This is a genomic window from Brachybacterium sp. p3-SID957, from assembly GCF_025144775.1.
GTDB classification, from domain to species: Bacteria; Actinomycetota; Actinomycetes; order Actinomycetales; family Dermabacteraceae; genus Brachybacterium; species Brachybacterium epidermidis.
Window position 1 is genome coordinate 62,347 of the sequence record NZ_JALXKT010000005.1, and the last position, 22,228, is coordinate 84,574.

Here is a 22,228-nt window from a genome sequence, read left to right on the forward strand (position 1 = left end):
TGGTGGGCCGGGTGACCGGTGGGAGACTCGATCGGTGACCGAGCCGCCCGCCACTGCCCAGGAGCAGCCCGGACGCAGCGCGTCCCAGGTGATCCGGGCACTGGCACCCTCGATCTACGTCCCCACCCTGCTGCAGTTCATCGGGCAGGCGGCCCTGATGCCCGTGGTCACCCTGCTGGCCCTGCGTCTGGGCTTCAGCGAGGCGCAGGCCGCCTCCCTCACAGTGGTGTTCGGGCTGGCGGCGTTCCTGGGGCCCATCCCCTCCGGCAGGCTGATCGGGAGGGTCGGGGCCAGGACCGCACTGGTGGCCTCCGGCGGGCTCCTGGTGCTGGCGAGCCTGGCGGCGTATGTCGTGCTCACCCCGGCGCTGGAGGGCAGCGGCGGAATCGCGCACAGGGCCACCCTGATCGGGATGCTGGTGGTGATGGCCGGCTGCTCCCAGGTGTGGATGCTGGGCAGGCAGTCGTACCTGGGCACCGCGCTGCCCGCCTCGATGCGGGCCCGCGGGATGACGATGTTCGGCGGGATGATCCGGGTGGGCCAGGTGATCGGCCCCCTCGGCGGCGCGGCGGTGCTCGCCGCAGGATCCATGACGGGGGTGTTCCTGCTCTACGCAGTGATGACCCTGGCCGCGACCGTGATGGTGGCCGTGTTCCTGCCCGCCGGTGAGAGGCGCAGTGCACCCGTGCGCCGTCATCGCGAGCACGTCTCGCGCAGCCCCACCAGGATCCGCCTGACTCGCGCCGTGCTGGCGCGGATGCTGCTGGTGTGCGTGGGGATCGCGCCGGTGATGATGGCACGGGTGAACAATCCCGTGATCCTCCCGCTGCTGGGGGAGCGTCTGGGACTGGACGCCATGTGGATCTCGATCGTGTTCGGGGTCTCGGCCGTGGTGGAGATCCTGCTGGTGATCCCCGCTGGGGTGCTGATGGACCGCTTCGGCCGGGCGGCCGTGGCCGTGCCGTGCGCTGGGCTCATGGGCATCGGCTACCTCGCCCTGGCGGTCGCCGGTGGCGCTGCGGTGGGCGGCGGGCACACCACGGCACTGCTGGCACTGCTGCTGCCCAGCATGCTGATCGCCCTGGGCAACGGGCTGGGATCGGGCATCGTGATGACCCTGGGCATCGACGTGTCCCCGGTGCATGGCCGCACCCGCTACCTGTCCTGGTGGAACACCATGATGGGTGCCGGCGGACTGGTGGCGCCGCTGCTGGTGGCGGGGATCGTGCTGGTGGCACCGATGACCGCCGCGGCCGCAGTCACCGGTGCGCTGTGCCTGGGCGGAGCGGCGCAGCTGGCCCGGGTGCTGCCGCGGGCCACTCCGCCGGGGCGGGGGAGGGCTCCGGGGAAGGGCGATGGCCCCGCTCCCTGAGGAACGAGGCCACCGGGCGAATGCGTGACGTGGCGGGGCCGGGAAGCCCGGGTGCAGGTCTCCGGCGGTGCGCTCAGGCGGCCTGGGTGTGCTCCGGAAGAGCGGCGTCGATCATGAGCTCGCGGCCTGATTCGATGTCGATGCCGCGGGCGATCGCGATCTCGGCTGCCAGAGGGGTGAGCGCGGAGCGCAGCAGGCGACGCTCGGACAGGCTCGACGGCGTCGCGCCAGATTCGCGCAGGATCTGGCGCACCACGCCCACGCGCTCCGTGAGCGAGCGCGACTGTGCCCGCATCTCGAGCTGCTTCATCCGACGGGCCCAGGTCTCCTTGCGTGCCGGAGGGGGCGGGGACGGCTGGGCGAGCTGATCGAGCACCTCCAGGATCTGGTCCTCCGCCAGCAGGCTGCGCAGCCCCACGTCCACGGAGCGTCCCAGCGGGACCGAGATCCGCATGTCCTCGCCCACCACCTCCAGCTCGACGTAGGTCGTGGGTGTCCCGCGCACACGGCGCTTGCGCACGGAGAGCGCGCGCACGGGTCCGTGCACGGGATGAGCGAGGACCGACCCCACCTCCAGGGAGGGGGTGTCGATGGGCTGACGGGCGGCGGTGGTTGCTGCGGGCACGAGAGAACCTCCTCGAAGGGACGAACGCTCCGTCGGCACTCCGGCTGCTGGGTCCGGGGCGGCCGATCGGGCTCCTGCGGGCGGCCCATGGGGCGGGGAGGCAGGGCGGGATGGCGCGAATGTCTGTCGACCTGCGTGTTCAGGCCGACGACACTTGTGACGGAGCGTCATCATCATCCCATGTTTCTGACGTGAAATCTAGGGGGTGACATTTCCGAGTGCGCATGCACCCCCCTGGGGGCTGTCGACCTCGGTCGGGAACGTGTCGACCGAGGTCGGATCGCTCCGTGGACCGAATGGGGTGGAATGGGACCATGACCCCACCCAACCCCGACGCCGCCCGCCCTGACGGACCTGCCGTGCTGATCGACCAGGTCGGTGTGGTGCTCGACGGCGCGGTGCTGCTGGTGGAGGCCACCGGATCGGTCGATCCCGGGGGGATCCTCGCCGTGACCGGGCCGAACGGCGCCGGGAAGACGACGCTGCTGCGCACCATCGCCGGGATCCTCGAGCCCACCTCCGGGCAGGTGCTGGTCCGGGGCCGGGTGCCGGATGACCGGGACCGCTCTTTCCGCCGCAGCCTCGCCGCGCTGATCGGCCCCCCGCAGACAGCCCGAGACCTCACCATCGCCGAGCACCTGCAGTTCATCGCCGCGACCTGGGGTGTGCGGGCGAAGGACGCGAGCACCCGGTCCGAGGAGCAGCTGGCGGAGCTGGGCATCGCGCAGCTCGGCGCCCGGTACCCCCATGAGCTCTCCAGCGGGCAGAGCCAGCTGGTGGCCATCGCCCTCACGCTGGCGCGCCCCTTCGACGTGCTGGTGCTGGACGAACCCGAGCAGAGGCTGGATCCTGATCGCCTGGGGCTGGTGATGGGTGCTCTGCAGCGGCGTGCACAGGACGGCGCCGCTCTGGTGATCGCCAGTCACAGCCCGCGCCTGGTGCAGGAGCTGGCCACCGAGGTGCTGGAGATCCAGGAGTGAGCTCCGCCGTCGACAAGCGCGAGCAGCGGGCCTCGCTGGGGGCTATCCGCAGCATCTGGGCCTCCCGCCGAGGGGCCCGTAGCCGCACCGACATCGCCTACCTGGTCTACCTGGTGGTGCTGAGCATCGCGGTGCTGGTCATCCCCGTGCTGAGGGCGATCGGCATGGGACTGGCCCGGCCGGACGTGGTCCCCGTGCTGCTTGCCGATGCCGCCCCGAGGACGGCCACTGCGGTGGCGCTGATGGCAGCGGCTGCGCTCCTGCTGGTCGGGGCCGTGCGCGGCCCGGCGCTGCTGGCGCCGTTCTTCACCACCACCCTTGCGGCAGGACCGATTCGTCGCCGTGCCGTGCTGTGGCGGCCGTTCGTGCGCTCTGTGCTGGTGCCGGTGACGGGGTGCGCCACCGTGGCTGCGCTCATCGGCATCACCCTGCTCACGGTGGGGCGCACTGACCTGCAGGCAGCAGCCTGGTTCCTGCTCGCATCCGTGGGGACCGGTCTGCTGCTGGGCGCCTGCTGGTTCCTGGGGGAGCTGCTGAGGGGCACCCCGCGGCGGATCCTGGCGGTCGTGCTCGCCATGCTGGGTGTGCTGTGCGCGGCGGTGCCCGTCCCCATCGGCCCCGGCGCCGCCTACCCGCTGGCGGGCGGTGACTCCGCAGCCTGGGCGATCGGGCTGATCGCCATCGGAACCCTCGCGGTCGCGGCCTGCGTGCCGGGCCTGGACCGGCTGCGCGGCGCGGTGCTGCTGGAGCAGGCGATGCGCTGGGAGACGGCCTCCACCTCCGCCACCACCGGGGACCTCACCGCGGCCGCCGGCGCCTTCCGGGCGCGGGCCAGCACCGGTCGTCGCCTGCCCGCGATAGGAGGGGGACCCATGGTCCTGCTCTACGCCCGACGCGACGCCGTCGCCTGGCTGCGCACCCCGGAGCGCTCGGTGATCGGCGTGCTCGGTGCGGGTCTGTCGGCCTGCGCACTCGGCTGGGGTCTGCTGGGGACCGGGCCGCTGGCCTGGACCGCGATCGCCGTCGGCACGCTCGGCGCCTGGGCCGCCAGCAGCTCCTTCGTCGACGGCATCCGGCATGCCGTCCACACGCTCGGCGCGCCGGCGCTGCTGGGGCAGAGCGCGGCGGTGCAGGCCGTGCTGCACTTCCTCGCGCCGACGCTGCTGCTCGGGGCGATGGGCGCCCTGGGAGGAGTGGTGTCCCTGTGGGGGACCGGCGCTGCTGTCGGCAGTGATGGGGGCGGAGGCGCTGCGGTGCCGGCGGCTGTGCTGGTGCCGGTGGCGCTGGCACCCGTGCTGGTGGCGCTGCGGGTGCATGCCGCCGCCAAGGGGCCGATGCCGCTGCAGCTGGCCACCCCGATGCCCACTGCGCAGGGCGACCTCTCGGTGTTCCCGATGCTGGTGTGGCAGTCCGACGCGATCCTGCTGGCCCTGATGGCAGGCGGGCTGCTGGCGGTGGGAGGGACGATGGGCGCGCTGTGGCTGCTGCTCGGTGTCGTGCTGCTGATGATGGGGATCGTGCTGATGACCCGCTCCCGCTTCCGCGAGCTGCGCAGCTGAGAGGAGAGGCGATGGACCTCCGCACCACCCCGAATCCGTTGATCCGCGGTGCCGTCCGGTCGCTGAAGCGGCTGAACGACCGTCACCCGTGGGACCACAACCAGCACTTCCACCGGTGGATCCTGCGCGCCCTGCCGAGTCGGTGTGAGTCCGTGCTCGACGTCGGCTGCGGTCGCGGTGACCTGGTCGCAGTGCTCGCCGAGCGGATACCGAGGGTGGACGGCATCGACCCCGACCCGATGATGGCCGAGGTCGCAGATGCCCGTTTTCGGGGCGACCCACGGGTGCGCATCCACCGGGCGTCCTTCGAGGAGATCACCTGCGGCGGGGCGGGTGACAGCGACCGCGCGACCGCCCGCTACGACGCCATCACCATGGTGGCCTCGCTCCACCACATGGACCTGGAACGCGCTCTCGCCGCGGCTGATGGCCTGCTGCGCCCCGGCGGGCACCTGCTGGTCGTGGCGCTCACCGCCTCGCGCGGGCCCCTCGACACGGCCTGGGACGCCCTGAACGTTCTGGCGAACCCCGTCATCGGCCTGATCAAGCATCCCCGACCGGCCACAGCAGAATCGATCGACACCGACATGCCCGTTCGCGACCCCGCCATGGGGTTCGCGGAACTGCGCACGCGCACCCGTGCCGTGCTTCCTGGTGCGCGGCTGCGGCGCCGCGAGGGCTTCCGCGTGACGCTCGCCTGGCAGAAGCCACCGGAGCACCCGCATCGCCCTCGGGCGCGCTCGGGAGGTGGGGGACCTCGTTCTCAGAGGGGTGCGTAGAGCGCGGACGGAGCATCCGTGCGTGCGGCCCAGATCCGATCGCCGTAGGACCAGTGCCACCATTCAGGCTCGTAGTTCACGAAGCCGGCTGCGTCCATGGCCTCGGTCAGGATCTGCCGTGCCCGTCGGGTGCCCGGAGAGATGTTCTCGGCACTCATGACGCATGCGCCCGCGCTGTCCTCCGGCGTCTGGTTCACAGGGGTGCCCATGTCCACCTCGATGCCGTTCTCGGTCAGTGTCAGATCGACGGCGGCTCCGCACGGGTGCGGGGCGACCTCGACTGGCGAGATGTACTTGCTGGCCTCGATGCGGGCCGCGTGCTCGCTCAGGCCGGGATCCTGCGCCATGAGGTGGGACAGATACTCGCTGAAGTACTGGCTCTGGAGCCCGGCAGGGCGGTAGCCCTCGATGAACAGCAGGTCGAACCGATCGGGAAGCGCCCTGCGCGCGATCAGCAGTCGCTCGGCCACTTTCCGGCGGAGCCTGCGCCACGCGCCCTCCGGGTCGGCCTTGCGGTCATCGATCCTCAGGTCGGAGACATCCGTGAGATCGATGAGCGGCTCACCGGTGTCCTCCACCGGTATCTCCAGCAGTCGAGGGTCTGAGAGGAGCAGCACGAGCCCACTATAGGTTTCGGTGCCCCTGGAGTGACTCCGTCCGCCGCGCGATGACCTCACCCAGGTGGGAGATCGCATCCCCGATCACCTCGGGGGAGTGCGTGACGAAGCTGAGGCGCATCGTGGAGCGGTCCGGATCGCTCGCGAAGAAGGACCAGCCCGGCAGGTACGCGACGCTGGCGTCGACCGCCTCGGTCAGCATGTCCTGGGCGTCGTAGCCCTTCCCGAGGGCCGCCCACAGGAACATCCCGCCGTCGGGGTGGGTGATGTGTGCCCCGGCCGGGAGCAGTGGCGCGAGGGCCTGCGCCATCGCATCGCGCCGCTCCCGGTACACGGCGCTGACCTGCGCCACGTGCGCGTCGAGATCCGCGGTGGCCAGGTAGCGGGCCACGGTCAGCTGGTCGACCACGGAGGACTGCATGGAGATCGCCGCCTTCGCCACGGCCAGGGTGTCCAGGATGGGCCCCTCGGCGCGCATCCAGCCGATGCGCACCCCCGGGCTCATCAGCTTGCTCATCGAGTTCAGCAGCAGGGTGCGCTCGCTCATCCCCGGCAGGGCGGCGATGGGCGCCCAGGTGCTCCCGGTGAAGCTCAGCTCACCGTAGGGGTCGTCCTCCACCAGGGGGGTGCCGGTGCGCAGCAGCACCTCGGCCACTGCCTGACGCCGCTCCACCGGCATGGTGCGTCCGGTGGGGTTCTGGAAAGTGGGGATCAGGTACACGAACCGGGGATGGTGGGTGCGGATCGCCTCCTCGAGCGCATCGGGCACCACGCCGTGCTCATCGGTGTCCACCCCGATCATGTGGGCGCCGTGCACGGCGAAGGCCTGCACCGCGGCGAGATAGGTGGGGGACTCCACCAGCACCACGTCCCCCGGCTCCAGCATCGCCTGGGCGATCACGAACAGACCCTCCTGGGAGCCGGAGGTGACGCGGATCTGCGAGGCATCGGTGGGCATCGTGCGCGAGAGCCGCCGTGCCGCTTGCTCGCGCAGTTCCCTCTCGCCCTCGCTGACCCCGTACTGCAGGGCCCGGGTGCCCTGATGGGTGAGGACCCAGTCGTAGGCCTCCGCGATCGGCGACAGGTCGAACAGCTGCGGATCCGGGATGCCGCCCGCGAAGGAGACCACGTTCTCCCGAGCTGCGAGGGAGAAGATGTCCTTCAGCGGGGAGGACTCCATGCCCGCATAGCGGGCGGCGACGGGGAATCGGAACGGCGCATCGGTCATCTGGCCATCGTGCCACTGCGATCATGTGGAGCGGGTGAGCCCCACGCCCGCACACCCTGCCGGGGCGGTCGCCGGCGAGGCGCGGCCGTTCAATCCGCCAGCACGCCCTCCAGCCGCAGCAGCGCCAGCTTCGTCTCCACGCCACCCGCATACCCGGTCAGGGCCCCGTTCGAGGCCAGCACCCGGTGGCAGGGGACCACGATCGACAGCGGATTGGAACCGACGGCGGCGCCCACCGCCTGGGCCGCCCGCGGACTCCCCACCGAACGGGCGATCTGGCCGTAGGTGGTGGTGCCTCCGAACGGGATCCGCTGCAGCTGTTCCCAGACGCGGTGCTGGAACGGGGTGCCCACCGCGGCCAGCGGCAGTTCGAAGTCGGCGCGCTCACCGGCCAGGTACTGGCCCAGCTGGGTCGCGGCGGCATCGAGAACGGGGTGGGTGTGGCCGGCGGGATCGCCCAGCTGGGAAACCACCGGGAAGTGCTTCTGCTGCTGGCGCCAGACCCCGATCAGGGCATCGTCGCCCGCGGCGAGCACGTAGGTGCCCAGGGGCGTGTCGATCCTGCGGTGGCGGATGCCGGCCATCAGCGGTGCGGGCATGGTCGTGATGGATCCTTCGGCAGGACGGATGCGGGCGCGGTACCGGCCGGCCGGCCGGCCGCGCGCCACGGCGGCAGCAGCACTGGGCACGAACTCGACGCGGTCGCGGCCCGGGGTGCGCGAGGGGCAGGAGGGGCGGCAGGAGATGCCGGTGGAGCGCACGCACGTGAAGGACACGCCGTCGAAAAAACGGGCGTCCCTCGCCGTGATGGCGGCGTAGCGCTGGTCATCGGTGAGCTCCTGCATGCCCCCAGTGAACTCCTCGACGGCTCGCGGTGCCACCGGAATCCGGACAACGTGGTCGGGGCGGTTCCGGATCAGGGCGCGGCCAGGCCGCTCCGTGCGAGATCGTCAAGGCCCCGCCGATCCGCACCGGGGCGCACGGCGCTGACCCTGTACTCGCCTGCGCCGCGAATCCGCAGATCACCCACCGGCGCATCGGTCCCCGCCCCGGCGGTGACCCCCGGCAGCAGAAAAAACTGAGTCGCGACAGGTCTGTCAACCATGTCGCGACTCAGGACACGAGAGCGGATGACGGGAATCGAACCCGCGTAATCAGTTTGGAAGACTGAGGCTCTACCATTGAGCTACATCCGCATGACCTGCAGCGATGCCGGATTCTGGCCTGAATGCGGAACGCTGCGGCCCGCCTGGACCGGTGGCGATCCCCGGATGCTCGCATGGTCGCTGCAGGCGGGGATCGCAGACCATTGAACCAGATCCCGGCCTCAGGATCACGCCGCAGGACCCGGTTGGAAGCATGCATCTGCTCACAGCGCCATCGGGTGGGCACAGCGCACGGTGCCGCGAACGGGTAATATCCGGTGGGTTGCCCTCCGGGGTGTAGCTCAGCTTGGTAGAGCACCCGCTTTGGGAGCGGGAAGCCGCAGGTTCAAATCCTGTCACCCCGACTCCGCCTCCGGGTCGCTGCACCACCTGCGCCCCGCGGCGAACACGTAGACCACCTGAACGACTCATCCACAGGGAGACCTGACCAGTGAAGACCGCGTCCGAGAAGCTCAGCCCCACCCGGGTCAAGCTCACCGTCGAGGTGCCCTTCGACGAGCTCAAGCCCGCCGTCGAGGCCGCCACCAAGAAGATCGCCGACCAGGTTCAGATCCCGGGCTTCCGCAAGGGCAAGGTCCCCACTCGCCTCGTGGAGCAGCGCTTCGGCCGGCCCGCGATCATGCAGGAGGCCGTCAACGACGCCCTGCCGGACTTCTACCAGAAGGCCGCTTCCGAGGTCGAGCTCAAGCCGGTGGGCCGCCCCGAGGTGGAGGTCAGCGATATCCCCGGCCTGGACGGCTCCGAGGACGGCAACCTCGTGTTCGTCGTCGAGCAGGACGTGCGCCCCGAGATCGAGCTGCCGGACTTCTCCTCCGTCGAGATCGAGATCGAGGAGCCCGCGGTCGACGACGATGCCGTCGAGGTGCGCCTGACCGAGCTGCGCGAGCGCTTCGGCACCCTGGTGGGCGTGGACCGCCCCGCCGAGGACGGCGACTTCGTGTCCCTGGACATGCTGGCCACCATCGAGGACGAGGAGATCGAGTCCGTCGAGGGTGTCTCCTACCAGATCGGCCAGGGCAACATGCTCGAGGGGCTGGACGAGGCTCTGGAGGGCCTGTCCGCAGGGGAGACCACCACCTTCACCAGCAAGCTCGCCGGTGGTGAGCACGCCGGTCAGGATGCGCTGATCAAGGTCACTCCGCAGTCCGTCAAGGTGCGCGAGCTGCCCGAGGCCGACGACGAGTTCGCCGAGATGGCCTCCGAGTTCGACACCATCGACGAGCTCAAGGACGACCTGCGCACCCAGGCCGCGAAGGACGCCGAGGGCAACCGCGTGGCCCTCGCCCGCAACGCCCTGCTGGAGAAGCTCCTGGAGGACATCGAGATCCCCGTGCCCGATCAGCTGGTGGAGGACGAGATCCTCGGCCACCTGCAGAACGAGGGCAAGGAGGCCGGCGATCCGCACGGCGAGGAGATCCGCGAGGACACCGTCAAGGCGATCCGCGCCCAGTTCCTGCTGGACGAGATCAATGCGACCCGCGAGGTCCAGGTCGGCCAGGACGACCTGATGACCTACATGACCCAGCTGTCGGCGCAGTACGGCATCGAGCCCAACCAGCTGCTGCAGATGCTGGCGCAGTCAGGACAGCTCGAGCAGATCTTCGCCGAGGTGCAGCGCTCCAAGGCGCTCGACGTGGCCCTCGCCGATGTGACGGTCAAGAACGAGAAGGGCGAGGCGCTGGACCTCGGCCTGAAGGCTGATCAGTCCGAGGAGGGCTCGGAGGACGAGGACCCCGACGAGGGTTCTGAGAAGACCCCGGCGAAGAAGGCACCCGCGAAGAAGGCTCCGGCCAAGACCGCCGCTGCGAAGAAGGTGGAGGCTGCTGAGGAGTCCGAGGACGCCGAGGAGAAGCCTGTCAAGAAGGCTCCCGCCAAGAAGGCCCCTGCCAAGAAGGCACCGGTGAAGAAGGCTCCGGCCAAGAAGGCCGACGAGGACGCCCCTGCCGAGAAGTGAGCTCGTGGCCTGGCCACGTGCTGGGTCTGAGCGATGAACGGGCTGTCATCCCCAACGGGGGTGGCGGCCCGTTCGCGTCGACCCATCCGTTCACCCCGCGGGCGCGTCCTCTCCAGTGGGCGTCCAAGCCGAATGGGCGTTCCGTTCCACGTTCGCGCTCGGGTGGAACAGAAAGGTCCATTCCGGGTTATCGGGGGCCTGTTCAGGAGGTGAGCATCCGGCCGCCGAACAGGGCGGGGCCGGTTGTGGACCGGCCTTTGCACCAGGACGACTGTCGGGCCTGACTGGCCCGCCGCGCCGGAACAGCGGCAGGCCCGGCTCCCGTGGTGGGAGCCGGGCCTGCCGGCGTGTGATCAGTGGCTGAGGATCAGCGGTAGGTCACGAAGGTGGGGTTGCCCCAGATCCCGCGCTCGGTGACGCGGTACTTGGAGCCGGAGGCGTCGATGACCTGGCCGTTGCCGGCGTAGATACCGATGTGGCCGGGCCAGGACACGATGTCACCGGGCTGGGCCTGGGACTGGGAGATGGTGCGGCCACCGTTGGTGATCTGGCTGCTGGTGCGGCCGTTGAGGTTCAGGCCGGAGCCCTGGTAGGCGTAGGTGACCAGGCCCGAGCAGTCGAAGCCGCTGCTGGGCGAGGAGCCGCCCCAGGTGTAGCCGGTGCCCACCACGGAGCGGGCGCGCTCGACGATCGAGCTGCTGGAGACGGAGCCGGAGGTCGGTGCGGACGTGCCGCCGGAGGGCACGGACGAGCCGCCGTTGAGGGCTCCACGGGTCTGGGGACCGACCACGCCGTCGACCTGCAGGCCGTTGGCGCGCTGGAAGTCCTTGACGGCCGCGTGGGTGCGGGGGCCGAAGATGCCGTCGACGGCCAGGCGTGCGCCGTTCTGGTTCAGGCCGCTCTGCAGGTCGGAGACGTTACCGCCGCGGGATCCCCAGCGCAGCTTCTCGGTGCTGTTGAGCACCAGGCTCGGGGCGGCGGCCTCGGGGGCGGCCGGGGCGGTGGCGGGTGCGGCGGGAGCCGTCACGGGCGCCGCAGGAGCGGGAGCGCTGGGGGCGGCCTGCGCGGCGCCACCGACGAAGGCGGAGCCGACGAGGACGGTGCCCAGGACGGCCGCACCACCCATGCCACGGGCGGCCACGTGGGCGTTGCTGATCGGGGTGGTGGCGCGGCCTGCGGCGCGGTGGGTGTTGTGCTGTGCCATGGTGTGCTCTTCGTTCCTTCCAGCCTCGGTCGGGGGCTGCCGAGGGTGTCTGTTCTGTTCTGCGTCCCGTTCGCCGGGTGGCGACGGTCGGGCTCTGCGGTCCGGTGGGACCGGGCCCGAAATCCTCACGGGCTCCAGGCGGTGAAACCACCGTAGGAGCCGGTGGTGCCTGCGGTCAGCCTGCTTGGAAGGGCCGGGGAACGAACTTGACGATGCTTTTGCCGGGGAGCCATCGGACGTTACTCGAAGCGGGGACGACTTGACGTTCCCGGGGGTGAGGGCCGCGGGGGAGTGCGGTCCGTGTCACCCCCGGAGGTGCTCGCTGAGCTTCCGCGCCTTCGGGTGCTCTCGGCGCCTCGCAGTGCGCCCGCGGCGAACAGGGGACCGCTTCGTCGCACCCAGCGCCTAGAGTCATCTCATCGCCGATCCCACCACGAAGGAGACACCCGTGACCTCCACGCCCCATGACAACTCGCCCCGCAGCGCAACCGGGGAGTACCCGCTCGGGCTCGACGACAACGTCTACCAGCGGCTGCTTCGCGAGCGCATCGTGTGGCTCGGCTCCGAGGTGCGGGACGACAACGCCAATGCCATCTGCGCCAAGATGCTGCTGCTGGCCGCCGAGGACCCCACCAAGGACATCTACCTCTACATCAACAGCCCCGGTGGCTCCATCACCGCCGGCATGGCCATCTACGACACCATGCAGTACATCCAGCCCGACGTGGTCACGGTGGGCATGGGCATGGCGGCCTCGATGGGGCAGTTCCTGCTCTCCTCGGGCGCCAAGGGCAAGCGCTTCGCCACCCCGCACACCCGCGTGCTCATGCACCAGCCGCTCGGCGGGCTGGGCGGCACCGCCAGCGAGATCAAGATCCAGGCGGATCTGATCCTGTCCATGAAGCGTCAGCTGGCCGAGCTGATCGCCGAGCAGACCGGCAAGAGCGTCGAGCAGATCACTGCCGACTCCGATCGCGACAGGTGGTTCACCGCTGCGGAGGCCCTGGAGTACGGCTTCATCGACAAGATCGTCAACCGCGCCGGTGACGTCACGGGCGGTGGCGGCACGGAGGACTGACCTTCCGCCCCTCACCCCCTGCCACCGCACCTCTCACGCAAGGAGAACCCGTGACCTTCGATCCCCGCCCGTCCGCTTCCACGACCCCGGCGATGCCCTTCGCGCAGGCCGGCCCGATGCCCACGTCGCGCTACGTGCTGCCCCAGTACGAGGAGCGCACTGCCTATGGCTTCAAGCGGCAGGACCCGTACACCAAGCTGTTCGAGGACCGCATCATCTTCCTGGGCGTCCAGGTGGACGACGCCTCCGCCGATGACGTCATGGCCCAGCTGCTGGTCCTCGAGTCCCAGGATCCGGACCGCGACATCACCCTGTACATCAACAGCCCCGGCGGCTCGTTCACCGCGCTGACGGCCATCTACGACACGATGCAGTACATCAAGCCCGAGGTCACCACGGTGTGCCTGGGGCAGGCGGCCTCCGCCGCCGCCGTGCTGCTGGCTGCAGGAGCCCCGGGCAAGCGGCTCGCCCTGCCCAACGCCCGCATCCTGATCCACCAGCCCGCCATGGGTGGTCAGGGCGGAGGCCAGGCCTCGGACATCGAGATCCAGGCCAACGAGATCCTCCGCATGCGCGAGTGGCTCGAGGACACCCTCGCGCACCACTCGGGCCGCTCCAAGGAGCAGATCAGCCGGGACATCGAGCGTGACAAGATCCTCACCGCCCAGGGCGCGCTCGACTACGGTCTGGTGGACCAGGTGCTCGCCTCTCGGAAGGACGCCTCGCCGCAGATCTCACGGTGAGACGATGACGGCCGGTCGCATCGTGGATGACCCGCCCGATGCCAGATGCGACCGCTGGACGGATGACGAGGCCCGCCCTGGGGCAGATGCTGCTCGACGAGGACTGCGTCGTCGGCTACAACCTGGACGGCGGCGGCTCCAGCACCATGGTCTTCCAGGGGGAGCTGGTCAACAGGCCGCGTGGCAAGAATGAGGAACGCGGCACCTCCGACATCCTGTACGTGGCGGGGTGAGCGCCGTGCATGACTCCACCAGCCCCACCACGGCGCCCCCGAGCGCCCCGGTGCAACCGAACGCCCCGGTGCACCCTCTCTCGCCCGTGCCCGCCGTGGTGCTGCTGATACCGGTGCTGAACCCCTCCGTGGCCATGCCCGCTCTCCTCGCCCCCCTCCGCCAGGCGGTACGGCCGCTCGGCATCATCGTGGTCGACGACGGCACCGGTCCCGGCCCCGACGGCAGTGCGGACGTGCTCTTCGCGCTCCTGGAACGGCAGGGAGCCCATGTTCTGCGCAGTCCCCTCAACCGGGGCAAGGGCGCCGCGCTGAAGACTGGGATCGAGGCGGCTCGCACCCTGTTCCCGGGGTGCGGGGTGGTCACGGTCGATGCCGATGGCCAGCACCGACCCCGGGATGTTGCCGCCGTCGCCGCCGCGCTCACCCAGGCCCAACGCGATGACCCCGCCGCGCCCGCCCTGGTGATGGGGGTGCGGCGCTTCGGACCCGGCACCCCGCTGCGCAGTCGGGTGGGCAATCACGCCAGTTCCGTACTGCTGGCGACGGTGACCGGTCACTGGCTGCACGACACCCAGACCGGCCTGCGCGGAATCGACCCCCACCTGCTGGCGACGGCCGCCGCCACCCCCGGTTCCCGCTACGAGTACGAGATGAGGCACCTCATGACCCATCTGAAGCGCCGCCACCAGCTGATCCAGGTGCTGATCCGCGCCGTGTACACCGACGACAACGCCTCCAGTCACTTCCGCCCCGTGCGGGACTCCCTACGGGTGCTGGCACCGCTGTTCGCCTTCGCCCTGTCTTCACTCGGCGCGGCTGTCGTGGACACCGGACTGTTCCTGCTGCTGGCCGCTTCGGGCAATCCCCTGGTGGTGTCCCTGGCCGTGGCGCGGGCGGTCTCCGGCGCGCTGAACTGGTCGATCAACCGGTATCTGGTGCTGGGCACCGGTGGTGTGGGCTGGGCTCGCAGTCTGCTGCACTATGTGATGCTGGCCGGTGGCCTCGTGGTGGGCGCGGCCGTCGTCCTTCCGGTGCTGAGCGGCATCGGGATGCCGCTGCTGGCGGCGAAGGTCCTCACCGACCTGTTGCTGTTCGCGGTGTCCTTCGTCATCCAGCGCGCCCTGGCCCGGCCCAGTGCGCAGCCCGGCACCCCCTCGGCAGCCGAACCCGCCACCCCCTCGGACACAGCGCCCGTGGCCCCATCGGACGCTGTGCTCGCCCACCGACGGGCACCGGTCCCGTGAGCGGCCGGGCAGACCGGTGACACCCCGGCCGGGTCAATGATCGGGGCCCACGCCAAGACGCGGGTAGCCTGGGTGCGTTGTCCGTACCGACCGGGAGGGAGCACATGGCGCGCACGAGCGAGAGTGCTGAGGTGTTCAAGTGCTCGTTCTGCGGGAAGTCGCAGAAGCAGGTGGAACGGCTGATCTCGGGGCCGGGCGTGTACATCTGCGAAGAGTGCATCGAACTGTGCAACGAGATCATCGCCGAGGAGATCCAGGCCGCCCAGCCTGCCCCCGAGAAGCCCGCCGCCCTCCCCACCCCCCGGGAGATCTTCGACTTTCTGGAGGAGTACGTCGTCGGCCAGGAGCCTGCCAAGCGGGGCCTGGCAGTGGCGGTGTACAACCACTACAAGCGGATCAGGGCGCAGCAGGCCACGACCGCCGGGGCCGGTGCGAGACCGTCCGGGCCCACGGGCTCGACCCGGCCCGCCCCGAAGGGCGCGGATGCGGATCAGCCCGCCGAGCACGACGAGGTCGAGGTCGCCAAGTCCAACGTGCTGATCGTGGGACCCACCGGGTGCGGGAAGACCTACCTGGCCCAGACCCTCGCCAAGATGCTCGACGTGCCCTTCGCCATGGCCGATGCGACAGCCCTCACCGAAGCCGGATACGTGGGCGAGGACGTGGAGAACATCCTGCTGAAACTGTTGCAGGCCGCCGATTACGACGTGGAGCGGGCCCAGCGGGGCATCATCTACATCGACGAGGTCGACAAGATCGGGCGCAAAGCCGAGAACCCCTCGATCACCCGCGACGTCTCCGGCGAGGGCGTCCAGCAGGCACTGCTGAAGATCCTTGAGGGCACGGTCGCGGCGGTGCCGCCCCAGGGCGGGCGCAAGCACCCGCACCAGGAGTTCATCCAGATCGACACCACCGACGTGCTGTTCATCGTGGCGGGGGCGTTCACCGGGATCGAGGACATCATCGGTTCCCGCATCGGCAAGCGCGGCATCGGGTTCGGGGCGGAACTGCACACGCCGATGGAGCAGGAGCAGATCTATGCCGAACTGCTGCCGGAGGACCTGCTGAAGTTCGGGCTGATCCCCGAGTTCATCGGCCGCCTGCCCGTCATCACCTCCGTGGCCAACCTCGACCGGGAGGCGCTGATCCGCATCCTGACCGAGCCCCGCAACGCACTGGTCAAGCAGTTCCAGAGGATGTTCGCACTGGACGGGGTGGAACTGGACTTCGAGCGAAGTGCCCTGGAGGCCATCGCGGATCGGGCTATCGAGCGCGGCACCGGCGCACGCGGACTGCGGGCCATCATGGAAGATGCCCTGCAACCGGTGATGTTCGACGTCCCCTCCCGCGACGACGTGACCCGTGTAGTGATCACCGAGGGCGTGATCACCGAAGGGAGAGCCCCGATGATGCTCACCGGGAAGGACGCCGAGAAGGACAGCGAGCGCGGTTCACGGCGCGCGCGCGGCGAGAAGAGCGCCTGATGCCCGCAGACGACGCCGAGGCGCAGGCGGTCCCGACGGGCGCAGACGACGCGACCGAGGCGCAGGCGGTCCTGCTGGACGAGCGGCGCAGCATCGACAACATCGACGCGGCGCTGGTGCACCTGCTCGCCGAGCGCTTCCGGCACACCCAGCGCGTGGGCGTGCTGAAGGCGGAGCACGGGCTCCCGCCGGCCGATCCGGCCCGGGAGGAGCGCCAGGTGGACCGGCTGCGGGCCCTGGCCCGTGAGGCGGGCCTGGATCCCACCTTCGCCGAGGCGTTCCTGCGCTTCATCGTCACCGAGGTGATCCGGCACCACGAGCGCATCCGCGAGGACGGCTCACCCTAGGCATCTTGACCAGCGCCACCTGCCCCGCGCCGATATCCGCACCGTCGGCGTTGCGGAATTGAGGGGTTGTGCCGAGCCTTTGCGCAGGACAGAGGCCACTTTCGATCTGCCCGGTGCTATGGTGGATCCATGTCTACCCAGTTCCTTGACTGGCCGGTGATCCGGCAGCTGCGGGGTGCGGACAAGACCGGACGCGGCACCGCGGTCATGTCCCAGAAGACTCGCAGCACCACCTCGCGCACCGCCACCGCCGACGGTGTCGCCCAGAGCGTCTGCCCCTACTGCGCCGTGGGCTGCGGCCAGCGCGTCTACCACAAGGACGGTCGGGTCATCCAGATCGAAGGCGATCCGGACTCGCCCGTCTCGCGCGGGCGCCTGTGCCCCAAGGGCGCGGCCAGTGAGCAGCTCGCCAACTCCACCCTGCGCCAGACCAAGGTCAAGTACCGCGCCCCCTACGCCACTGAGTGGCAGGACCTCGACGCCGAGGAAGCGATGGACATGATCGCGGACCGCTTCATCGAGGCGCGGCGCAACCACTGGGAGGACGTCGACCCGGAGGGTCGGCCCGTCCGCCGCACGATGGGCATCGCCAGCCTGGGCGGTGCCACGATCGACAACGAGGAGAACTACCTCCTCAAGAAGTTCTTCACCGCCGCCGGGGCGATCCAGATGGAGAACCAGGCCCGCATATGACACTCGTCCACGGTTCCCAGTCTGGGAGCCTCGTTCGGACGTGGCGGCGCCACGCAGTACCTGCAGGACATGGCCAACGCTGACTGCATCGTCATCGAGGGCTCGAACATGGCCGAGGCCCACCCGGTGGGATTCCAGTGGGTGATGGAGGCCAAGAAGCGCGGTGCGAAGGTGATCCACGTGGATCCCCGCTTCACCCGCACCTCCGCCAATGCGGACAAGCACATCCCGATCCGCTCCGGCACGGACATCGTGCTGCTGGGCGGCGTGATCCGCTACGTGCTGGAGAACGACCTCTGGTTCGAGGAGTACGTCAAGACCTTCACCAACGCGTCCACGATCATCCGCGAGGACTTCGAGGACACCGAGGATCTCGATGGCCTGTTCTCCGGGTACGACCCGGAGACCGGCACCTATGACAACCAGTCGTGGGCCTACCAGGGCGAGAAGGACATGCTCCAGCGGGGCCTGCCGGATCGTGATGAGACCCTCCAGCACCCGCGCACGGTCTTCCAGATCCTCAAGCGCCACTACGCCCGGTACACGCCGGAGATGGTCCAGGCCGCCTGCGGCATCTCGCAGGAGGACTTCGAGTACCTGGCCAAGGCGGTCACCGAGAACTCCGGCCGGGAGCGGACCACCTGCTTCGCCTATGCACTGGGCTGGACCCAGCATCAGGGCGGCCCGCAGATGATCCGCACCTCCGCGGTGCTCCAGCTGCTGCTGGGCAACATGGGCCGCCCGGGCGGCGGCATCATGGCCCTGCGTGGCCACGCCACCATCCAGGGATCCACGGACATCCCCACCCTGTACCACATCCTTCCCGGCTACCTGCCGATGCCGAAGGTCGGCCAGGACTCCTTCGCGGAGTACGCGCGGGCCATCGGCAAGAAGGAGCAGAAGGGCTTCTGGGCCAACGCCGACATCTACGCCATCAACCTGCTGAAGGCGTGGTGGGGCGACAATGCGACGGCCGAGAACGAGTGGGCCTACCACTACCTGCCCAAGCTCACCGGCGCCCATGGCACCTACCAGACCCTCATGCGCATGCTCGAGGACGGTGTGGACGGCTACTTCCTGTTCGGCCAGAACCCTGCTGTGGGCTCGGCCAACGGGCGGATGCAGCGACAGGGCCTGGCGCACCTGAAGTGGATGGTCGTCCGTGACTTCTACATGATCGAGACGGCCACCTTCTGGAAGGACTCCGCCGAGATCGAGTCGGGGGAGACCCGACCCGAGGACATCGGCACCGAGGTGTTCTTCATGCCGGCCGCCAACCACACCGAGAAGTCGGGCTCCTTCACCCAGACCCAGCGCATGGTCCAGTGGCGCGACAAGGCCGTGGACGCGCCGGGAGATGCGATCAGCGAGCTGGAGTTCGCCTACGAGCTGGGCAAGCGCGTGCGCGAGAAGCTCAAGAACTCCACCGATGAGCGCGACCGGCCGATCCTCGAACTCACCTGGGACTACCCGGTGGACGAGAACGGCGAGCCGGATGCCGAGGCGGTGCTGGCCGAGATCAACGGTCGGCACATCGCCGGTGAGAAGGCCGGTGAGCCCCTGAAGTCCTTCGGTGAGATGAAGGACGACGGCACCACCATCGGCGGCTGCTGGATCTACACCGGCGTGTACGCCGACGGCATCAACCAGGCCCGCCGCCGCAAGCCCGGCAAGGAGCAGCCGCAGGCAGCCCTGGAGTGGGGCTGGGCGTGGCCTGCCAACCGTCGCATCCTCTACAACCGCGCCTCTGCGGACGCCCAGGGCAAGCCCTGGAGCGAGCGCAAGAAGCACGTGTGGTGGGACGAGGAGCAGGGCAAGTGGACCGGGCTGGACGTCCCCGACTTCCCGCCCACCAAACGACCGGACGATCCGGGCGATCCATCCAAGGGCGGCGCCGCGGCTCTGGCGGGCACCGACGCGTTCATCATGCAGTCCGACGGCCGTGCCTGGCTCTTCGCCGGCACCGGCATGGTGGACGGGCCCCTGCCCACCCACTACGAGGGACCGGAGTCGAACGTCGAGAACCCGCTGTACTCGCAGCAGTCCAACCCCACCCGGGTGACGTTCACCAGCAAGGACAACCTGTCCTCGCCCGGTGCGTCCTCCGAGGGCGGCGACGTGTACCCGTACGTGTTCACCACGTACCGGATCACCGAGCACCACACGGCCGGAGGCATGAGCCGCTTCCTGCCGTACCTGGCGGAGCTGCAGCCGGAGCTGTACTGCGAGGTCTCGCCGGAGCTGGCCGAGGAGCTGGGGCTGGAGCCGTACGGCTGGGCCACCATCATCTCGGCGCGCTCCGCGATCGAGGCGAAGGTGCTGGTGACCGAGCGGATGACGCCGCTGCAGATCGGTGATCGCACGGTCCACCAGATCGGCCTGCCCTACCACTGGGCGCGGGGCAAGGAGGCCGTGGTCTCCGGCGACGGGGTCAACGACCTCATCGCCATGAACCTCGACGCCAACGTGCAGATCCAGAACAGCAAGAACAGCGCCTGCGCGATCCGCCCGGGCCGCCGTCCCCATGGGGCCGAGCTCCGCGCGCTGGTGGACGAGTACCGCGACCGCGCCGGGCTGGTGCCCGCCGAGGAAGCCGAGGTCGACGGTGCCATGGGCGCCCCCGGTGAAGGCCCCGTGGACGGCTTCTCGCCGCACGAGGTCCGCGGCCCGGAGGAGGCCACCGCTGTTCCCGATGGCACCCCGTCGATGAAGGAGATGAACAACCGATGAGCCTGCTCGCCGGGTCCGCCGGCCCCGCCGCCTCCTCCGGATGGGGTCATGACCATGCCCGCAAGGGATTCTTCACGGACACCTCGATCTGCATCGGCTGCAAGGCCTGCGAGGTGGCGTGCAAGGAGTGGAACCGCAACCCCGTGGACGGGAACCTGGAGATCCTGGGCTCCAGCTACGACAACACCGGGGCGCTCGGTGCCAACACCTGGCGCCACGTCGCCTTCGTCGAGCAGGGCCAGGACCGCATCGAGGAAGCGCGCGAGTCGGGTCGGAAGCTGGTCGGTCTGGGGATGCCCACGATCGGCCCGAAGCCGGGCCGCCGCCGCGGTGATCTGCCCGAGGGCGATCTGGGTGGGGTGGACACCACCCCGCCGGACACTCCCGAGTTCCGCTGGCTGATGTCCTCGGACGTCTGCAAGCACTGCACCAACGCGGGCTGCCTGGACGTGTGCCCCACCGGTGCGATCTTCCGCTCGGAGTTCGGCTCCGTGGTGGTCCAGGATGACGTCTGCAACGGCTGCGGCACCTGCGTGGGTGCCTGTCCCTTCGGCGTGATCGAGCGTCGTGACGACGGCACCGTGTCCCCGCGGGTGGAGCACGACGGCGAGGTGCCCGGCATGGGCACCGCGAAGAAGTGCACCCTGTGCTACGACCGTCTGGTGGACGGCGAGCAGCCAGCCTGCTCGGCCACCTGCCCCACCACCTCCATCAAGTTCGGCGATCACGACGATCTGGTGGGAGATGCCCAGGAGCGCGTCCGTGAGCTGCATGAGCGCGGCATGACCGAGGCCCGCCTGTACGGCGCGAATCCGAAGGACGGCGTGGGCGGCATCGGTTCGGTGTTCCTGCTGCTGGATGAGCCGGAGGTGTACGGCCTGCCGCCGGACCCGCAGGTCTCCACCAAGTTCCTTCCGCAGATGTACCTGCGGGCCGGCGTGGCCGCCGCCGGCATGATCGCGGCCACGGCTCTGGCGTTCATGGGAGGCAAGCGGTGAGCATCTCCGATCTCGATTCCGATCGACCGCCCCAGGAGCCCCGCAAGGGACGCTCCGGGACGGGCCGCCGTCGGCGGCGGCGCGCGGGCCAGGTGGGAGCGGACGGCTCACGCGAGATGGCGCTGGTGGACGACGTCCAGTTCGACTCCTACTACGGGCGTCAGGTGGTCAAGGCTCCGCCGTGGCGAGGCCCGATCGCCGTGTACCTGTTCCTGGGAGGCCTGGCCGGTGGCTCCTCGCTGCTGTCCTATGGCGCCCAGCTGACGGATCGCCCGGCGCTGCGCCGCAACGGCCGTCTGCTGGCGCTAGGTGCGGTCGGCGTGGGCACGCTGGCCCTGATCGAGGACCTGGGCCGCCCGGAGCGCTTCCTGAACATGATGCGCACCGTCAAGATCAGCTCCCCGATGAGCCTGGGCACCTGGATCCTGGCTAGCTTCGGCACCATCTCCGGAGTGCTGGGCGCGGTCGAGGTGGATCGGATGCTGGGCGAGAAGGTCCCGCTGGGTGCGCTGCGTCCGCTGCTGAAGGCAGCGGAAGGGCCTGCTGCCCTGGGCCAGGCCGCCCTCGGCCCGGGACTCGCCTCCTACACGGGTGCGCTGCTGGGCGACACCGCAGTCCCCACCTGGTCCGCCGGTCGCAATCATATGTCCTACCTGTTCACCTCCTCCGCCTCGCTGGCCTCGGGGGGTGCCGCCATGATCACCACCCCGGTGGATCAGGCGCGTCCCGCGCGCGTGCTTGCCGCGGCCGGGGTGGTGGGAGATGTGCTCGCCTCCCGCGCCATGAAGGAGTCGATGCACCCCCTGGAGGCGGAGCCGCTGGAGACCGGCAGGCCGGGCCAGATGCTCGAGTGGGCGGAGCGCCTGGCGATCGGCGGCGGTGTGCTGGCCGTCCTCGGTGGCCGCAGCCGCGCCCTGTCGATGGCCGGCGGTGCTGCCCTGGTGGCTGCCTCGGTGCTCACCCGCTTCGGTGTGCTCGAGGCCGGGCTGGAGTCCACCAAGGATCCGCGCCGCGTGATCGAACCACAGAAGGCGCGCCTGGCCGCGCGGCGGGCCGCCGGCATCACCGACGACTCCATCACCACCTCAGGCTGAGCCGCCGGCTCTGTCGACGACGAGGGGGGGGGGGGGGGGCGGCGGCGCGCCTACACCGCGGGGGTGGAGCAGGCCGGGGCGGCCGCGACCCTGCTGCGCC

18 protein-coding genes, 2 tRNA genes and 1 pseudogene are annotated in these 22,228 nt (G+C 70.0%); 15 read left to right on the top strand and 6 right to left on the bottom strand.

The window, feature by feature from the left end:
• Window positions 1–34 precede the first annotated feature (34 nt).
• Window positions 35–1,372, top strand: coding sequence for an MFS transporter (locus M3B01_RS02015; RefSeq protein ID WP_259789179.1), 1,338 nt, complete (start codon window positions 35–37; stop codon window positions 1,370–1,372).
• Window positions 1,373–1,445: 73 nt separating this feature from the next.
• On the opposite strand, the gene M3B01_RS02020 is transcribed toward M3B01_RS02015, so the two are convergent.
• Window positions 1,446–1,997: a CarD family transcriptional regulator gene (locus M3B01_RS02020; RefSeq protein ID WP_259789180.1), complete on the bottom strand. Its 552-nt coding sequence runs from the start codon at window positions 1,995–1,997 to the stop codon at window positions 1,446–1,448.
• Between the two features lie 314 nt (window positions 1,998–2,311).
• Between M3B01_RS02020 and M3B01_RS02025 the strand changes: the two genes are divergently transcribed.
• From M3B01_RS02025 to M3B01_RS02035, 3 genes are read left to right on the top strand one after another with little or no spacing between them, the layout of a single operon-like run.
• A complete protein-coding gene (locus M3B01_RS02025; RefSeq protein WP_259789181.1) occupies window positions 2,312–2,977 on the top strand; it encodes an ABC transporter ATP-binding protein in 666 nt (221 codons plus the stop codon).
• Window positions 2,974–4,536, top strand: coding sequence for a hypothetical protein (locus M3B01_RS02030; protein WP_259789182.1), 1,563 nt, complete (start codon window positions 2,974–2,976; stop codon window positions 4,534–4,536). The genes M3B01_RS02025 and M3B01_RS02030 overlap by 4 nt, the downstream gene beginning before the upstream one ends.
• Window positions 4,537–4,547: 11 nt before the next feature.
• On the top strand, window positions 4,548–5,315 hold the full coding sequence (locus M3B01_RS02035; protein ID WP_259789183.1) for a bifunctional 2-polyprenyl-6-hydroxyphenol methylase/3-demethylubiquinol 3-O-methyltransferase UbiG: 768 nt from the start codon (window positions 4,548–4,550) through the stop codon (window positions 5,313–5,315).
• Here M3B01_RS02035 and M3B01_RS02040 read toward each other — a convergent pair.
• From M3B01_RS02040 to M3B01_RS02055, 4 genes are all read right to left on the bottom strand, one after another.
• The gene (locus M3B01_RS02040; RefSeq protein ID WP_259789184.1) at window positions 5,300–5,932 is read right to left on the bottom strand and encodes a M15 family metallopeptidase; all 633 of its coding nucleotides are present in this window, start codon (window positions 5,930–5,932) and stop codon (window positions 5,300–5,302) included. The two genes, M3B01_RS02035 and M3B01_RS02040, sit on opposite strands and share 16 nt — an antisense overlap.
• Before the next feature lie 7 nt (window positions 5,933–5,939).
• The gene (locus tag M3B01_RS02045; RefSeq protein ID WP_259789185.1) at window positions 5,940–7,160 is read right to left on the bottom strand and encodes a PLP-dependent aminotransferase family protein; all 1,221 of its coding nucleotides are present in this window, start codon (window positions 7,158–7,160) and stop codon (window positions 5,940–5,942) included.
• Between the two features lie 89 nt (window positions 7,161–7,249).
• On the bottom strand, window positions 7,250–8,005 hold the full coding sequence (locus M3B01_RS02050; protein WP_259789186.1) for a methylated-DNA--[protein]-cysteine S-methyltransferase: 756 nt from the start codon (window positions 8,003–8,005) through the stop codon (window positions 7,250–7,252).
• A 280-nt stretch (window positions 8,006–8,285) separates the two neighbouring features.
• A tRNA-Gly gene (locus tag M3B01_RS02055) sits at window positions 8,286–8,356 on the bottom strand.
• A gap of 240 nt (window positions 8,357–8,596) precedes the next feature.
• Between M3B01_RS02055 and M3B01_RS02060 the strand changes: the two genes are divergently transcribed.
• Window positions 8,597–8,670, top strand: a tRNA-Pro gene (locus tag M3B01_RS02060).
• 86 nt (window positions 8,671–8,756) lie between these two features.
• Window positions 8,757–10,280: a trigger factor gene (tig, locus tag M3B01_RS02065; RefSeq protein WP_259789187.1), complete on the top strand. Its 1,524-nt coding sequence runs from the start codon at window positions 8,757–8,759 to the stop codon at window positions 10,278–10,280.
• Window positions 10,281–10,647: 367 nt separating this feature from the next.
• On the opposite strand, the gene M3B01_RS02070 is transcribed toward tig, so the two are convergent.
• On the bottom strand, window positions 10,648–11,484 hold the full coding sequence (locus M3B01_RS02070; RefSeq protein WP_259789188.1) for an NlpC/P60 family protein: 837 nt from the start codon (window positions 11,482–11,484) through the stop codon (window positions 10,648–10,650).
• A gap of 448 nt (window positions 11,485–11,932) precedes the next feature.
• On the opposite strand from M3B01_RS02070, the gene M3B01_RS02075 reads away from it, so the two are divergent.
• The 9 genes and pseudogenes from M3B01_RS02075 to nrfD all read left to right on the top strand — a co-directional run bounded on the left by M3B01_RS02075 (window position 11,933) and on the right by nrfD (window position 22,128).
• Window positions 11,933–12,562, top strand: coding sequence for an ATP-dependent Clp protease proteolytic subunit (locus tag M3B01_RS02075; RefSeq protein ID WP_193865452.1), 630 nt, complete (start codon window positions 11,933–11,935; stop codon window positions 12,560–12,562).
• A 92-nt stretch (window positions 12,563–12,654) separates the two neighbouring features.
• A complete protein-coding gene (locus tag M3B01_RS02080; protein WP_193865581.1) occupies window positions 12,655–13,305 on the top strand; it encodes an ATP-dependent Clp protease proteolytic subunit in 651 nt (216 codons plus the stop codon).
• A 62-nt stretch (window positions 13,306–13,367) separates the two neighbouring features.
• Window positions 13,368–13,538, top strand: a pseudogene (locus M3B01_RS02085) (phosphodiester glycosidase family protein); the annotation flags it as partial.
• Entirely contained in the window at window positions 13,535–14,782 is a 1,248-nt protein-coding gene (locus M3B01_RS02090) for a bifunctional glycosyltransferase family 2/GtrA family protein (protein ID WP_259789189.1), read from the top strand. The pseudogene M3B01_RS02085 and the gene M3B01_RS02090, both read left to right, overlap by 4 nt.
• Before the next feature lie 104 nt (window positions 14,783–14,886).
• Window positions 14,887–16,266 (top strand): ATP-dependent Clp protease ATP-binding subunit ClpX, encoded by a 1,380-nt coding sequence (clpX, locus tag M3B01_RS02095; protein ID WP_259789190.1) that lies wholly within the window; start codon window positions 14,887–14,889, stop codon window positions 16,264–16,266.
• On the top strand, window positions 16,266–16,613 hold the full coding sequence (locus M3B01_RS02100) for a chorismate mutase (RefSeq protein ID WP_193865449.1): 348 nt from the start codon (window positions 16,266–16,268) through the stop codon (window positions 16,611–16,613). The genes clpX and M3B01_RS02100 overlap by 1 nt, the downstream gene beginning before the upstream one ends.
• A 129-nt stretch (window positions 16,614–16,742) precedes the next feature.
• Window positions 16,743–20,036, top strand: a complete 3,294-nt coding sequence (gene fdnG / locus M3B01_RS02105; RefSeq protein ID WP_259789191.1) for a formate dehydrogenase-N subunit alpha — start codon at window positions 16,743–16,745, stop codon at window positions 20,034–20,036.
• Window positions 20,033–21,034, top strand: a complete 1,002-nt coding sequence (locus M3B01_RS02110; RefSeq protein WP_193865446.1) for a 4Fe-4S dicluster domain-containing protein — start codon at window positions 20,033–20,035, stop codon at window positions 21,032–21,034. Before fdnG ends, M3B01_RS02110 begins: the two co-directional genes overlap by 4 nt.
• Window positions 21,031–22,128 (top strand): NrfD/PsrC family molybdoenzyme membrane anchor subunit, encoded by a 1,098-nt coding sequence (nrfD, locus tag M3B01_RS02115; RefSeq protein WP_193865445.1) that lies wholly within the window; start codon window positions 21,031–21,033, stop codon window positions 22,126–22,128. Before M3B01_RS02110 ends, nrfD begins: the two co-directional genes overlap by 4 nt.
• Window positions 22,129–22,228: the final 100 nt, after the last annotated feature.

Coding starts and splice junctions, on each gene's coding strand:
- M3B01_RS02025 (WP_259789181.1), top strand. CDS start 2,312: ATGACCCCACCCAACCCCGACGCCGCCCGCCCTGACGGACCTGCCGTG.
- M3B01_RS02035 (WP_259789183.1), top strand. CDS start 4,548: ATGGACCTCCGCACCACCCCGAATCCGTTGATCCGCGGTGCCGTCCGG.
- M3B01_RS02045 (WP_259789185.1), bottom strand. CDS start 7,160: ATGACCGATGCGCCGTTCCGATTCCCCGTCGCCGCCCGCTATGCGGGC.
- M3B01_RS02050 (WP_259789186.1), bottom strand. CDS start 8,005: ATGCAGGAGCTCACCGATGACCAGCGCTACGCCGCCATCACGGCGAGG.
- M3B01_RS02070 (WP_259789188.1), bottom strand. CDS start 11,484: ATGGCACAGCACAACACCCACCGCGCCGCAGGCCGCGCCACCACCCCG.
- M3B01_RS02080 (WP_193865581.1), top strand. CDS start 12,655: ATGCCCTTCGCGCAGGCCGGCCCGATGCCCACGTCGCGCTACGTGCTG.
- clpX (WP_259789190.1), top strand. CDS start 14,887: ATGGCGCGCACGAGCGAGAGTGCTGAGGTGTTCAAGTGCTCGTTCTGC.
- M3B01_RS02100 (WP_193865449.1), top strand. CDS start 16,266: ATGCCCGCAGACGACGCCGAGGCGCAGGCGGTCCCGACGGGCGCAGAC.
- M3B01_RS02110 (WP_193865446.1), top strand. CDS start 20,033: ATGAGCCTGCTCGCCGGGTCCGCCGGCCCCGCCGCCTCCTCCGGATGG.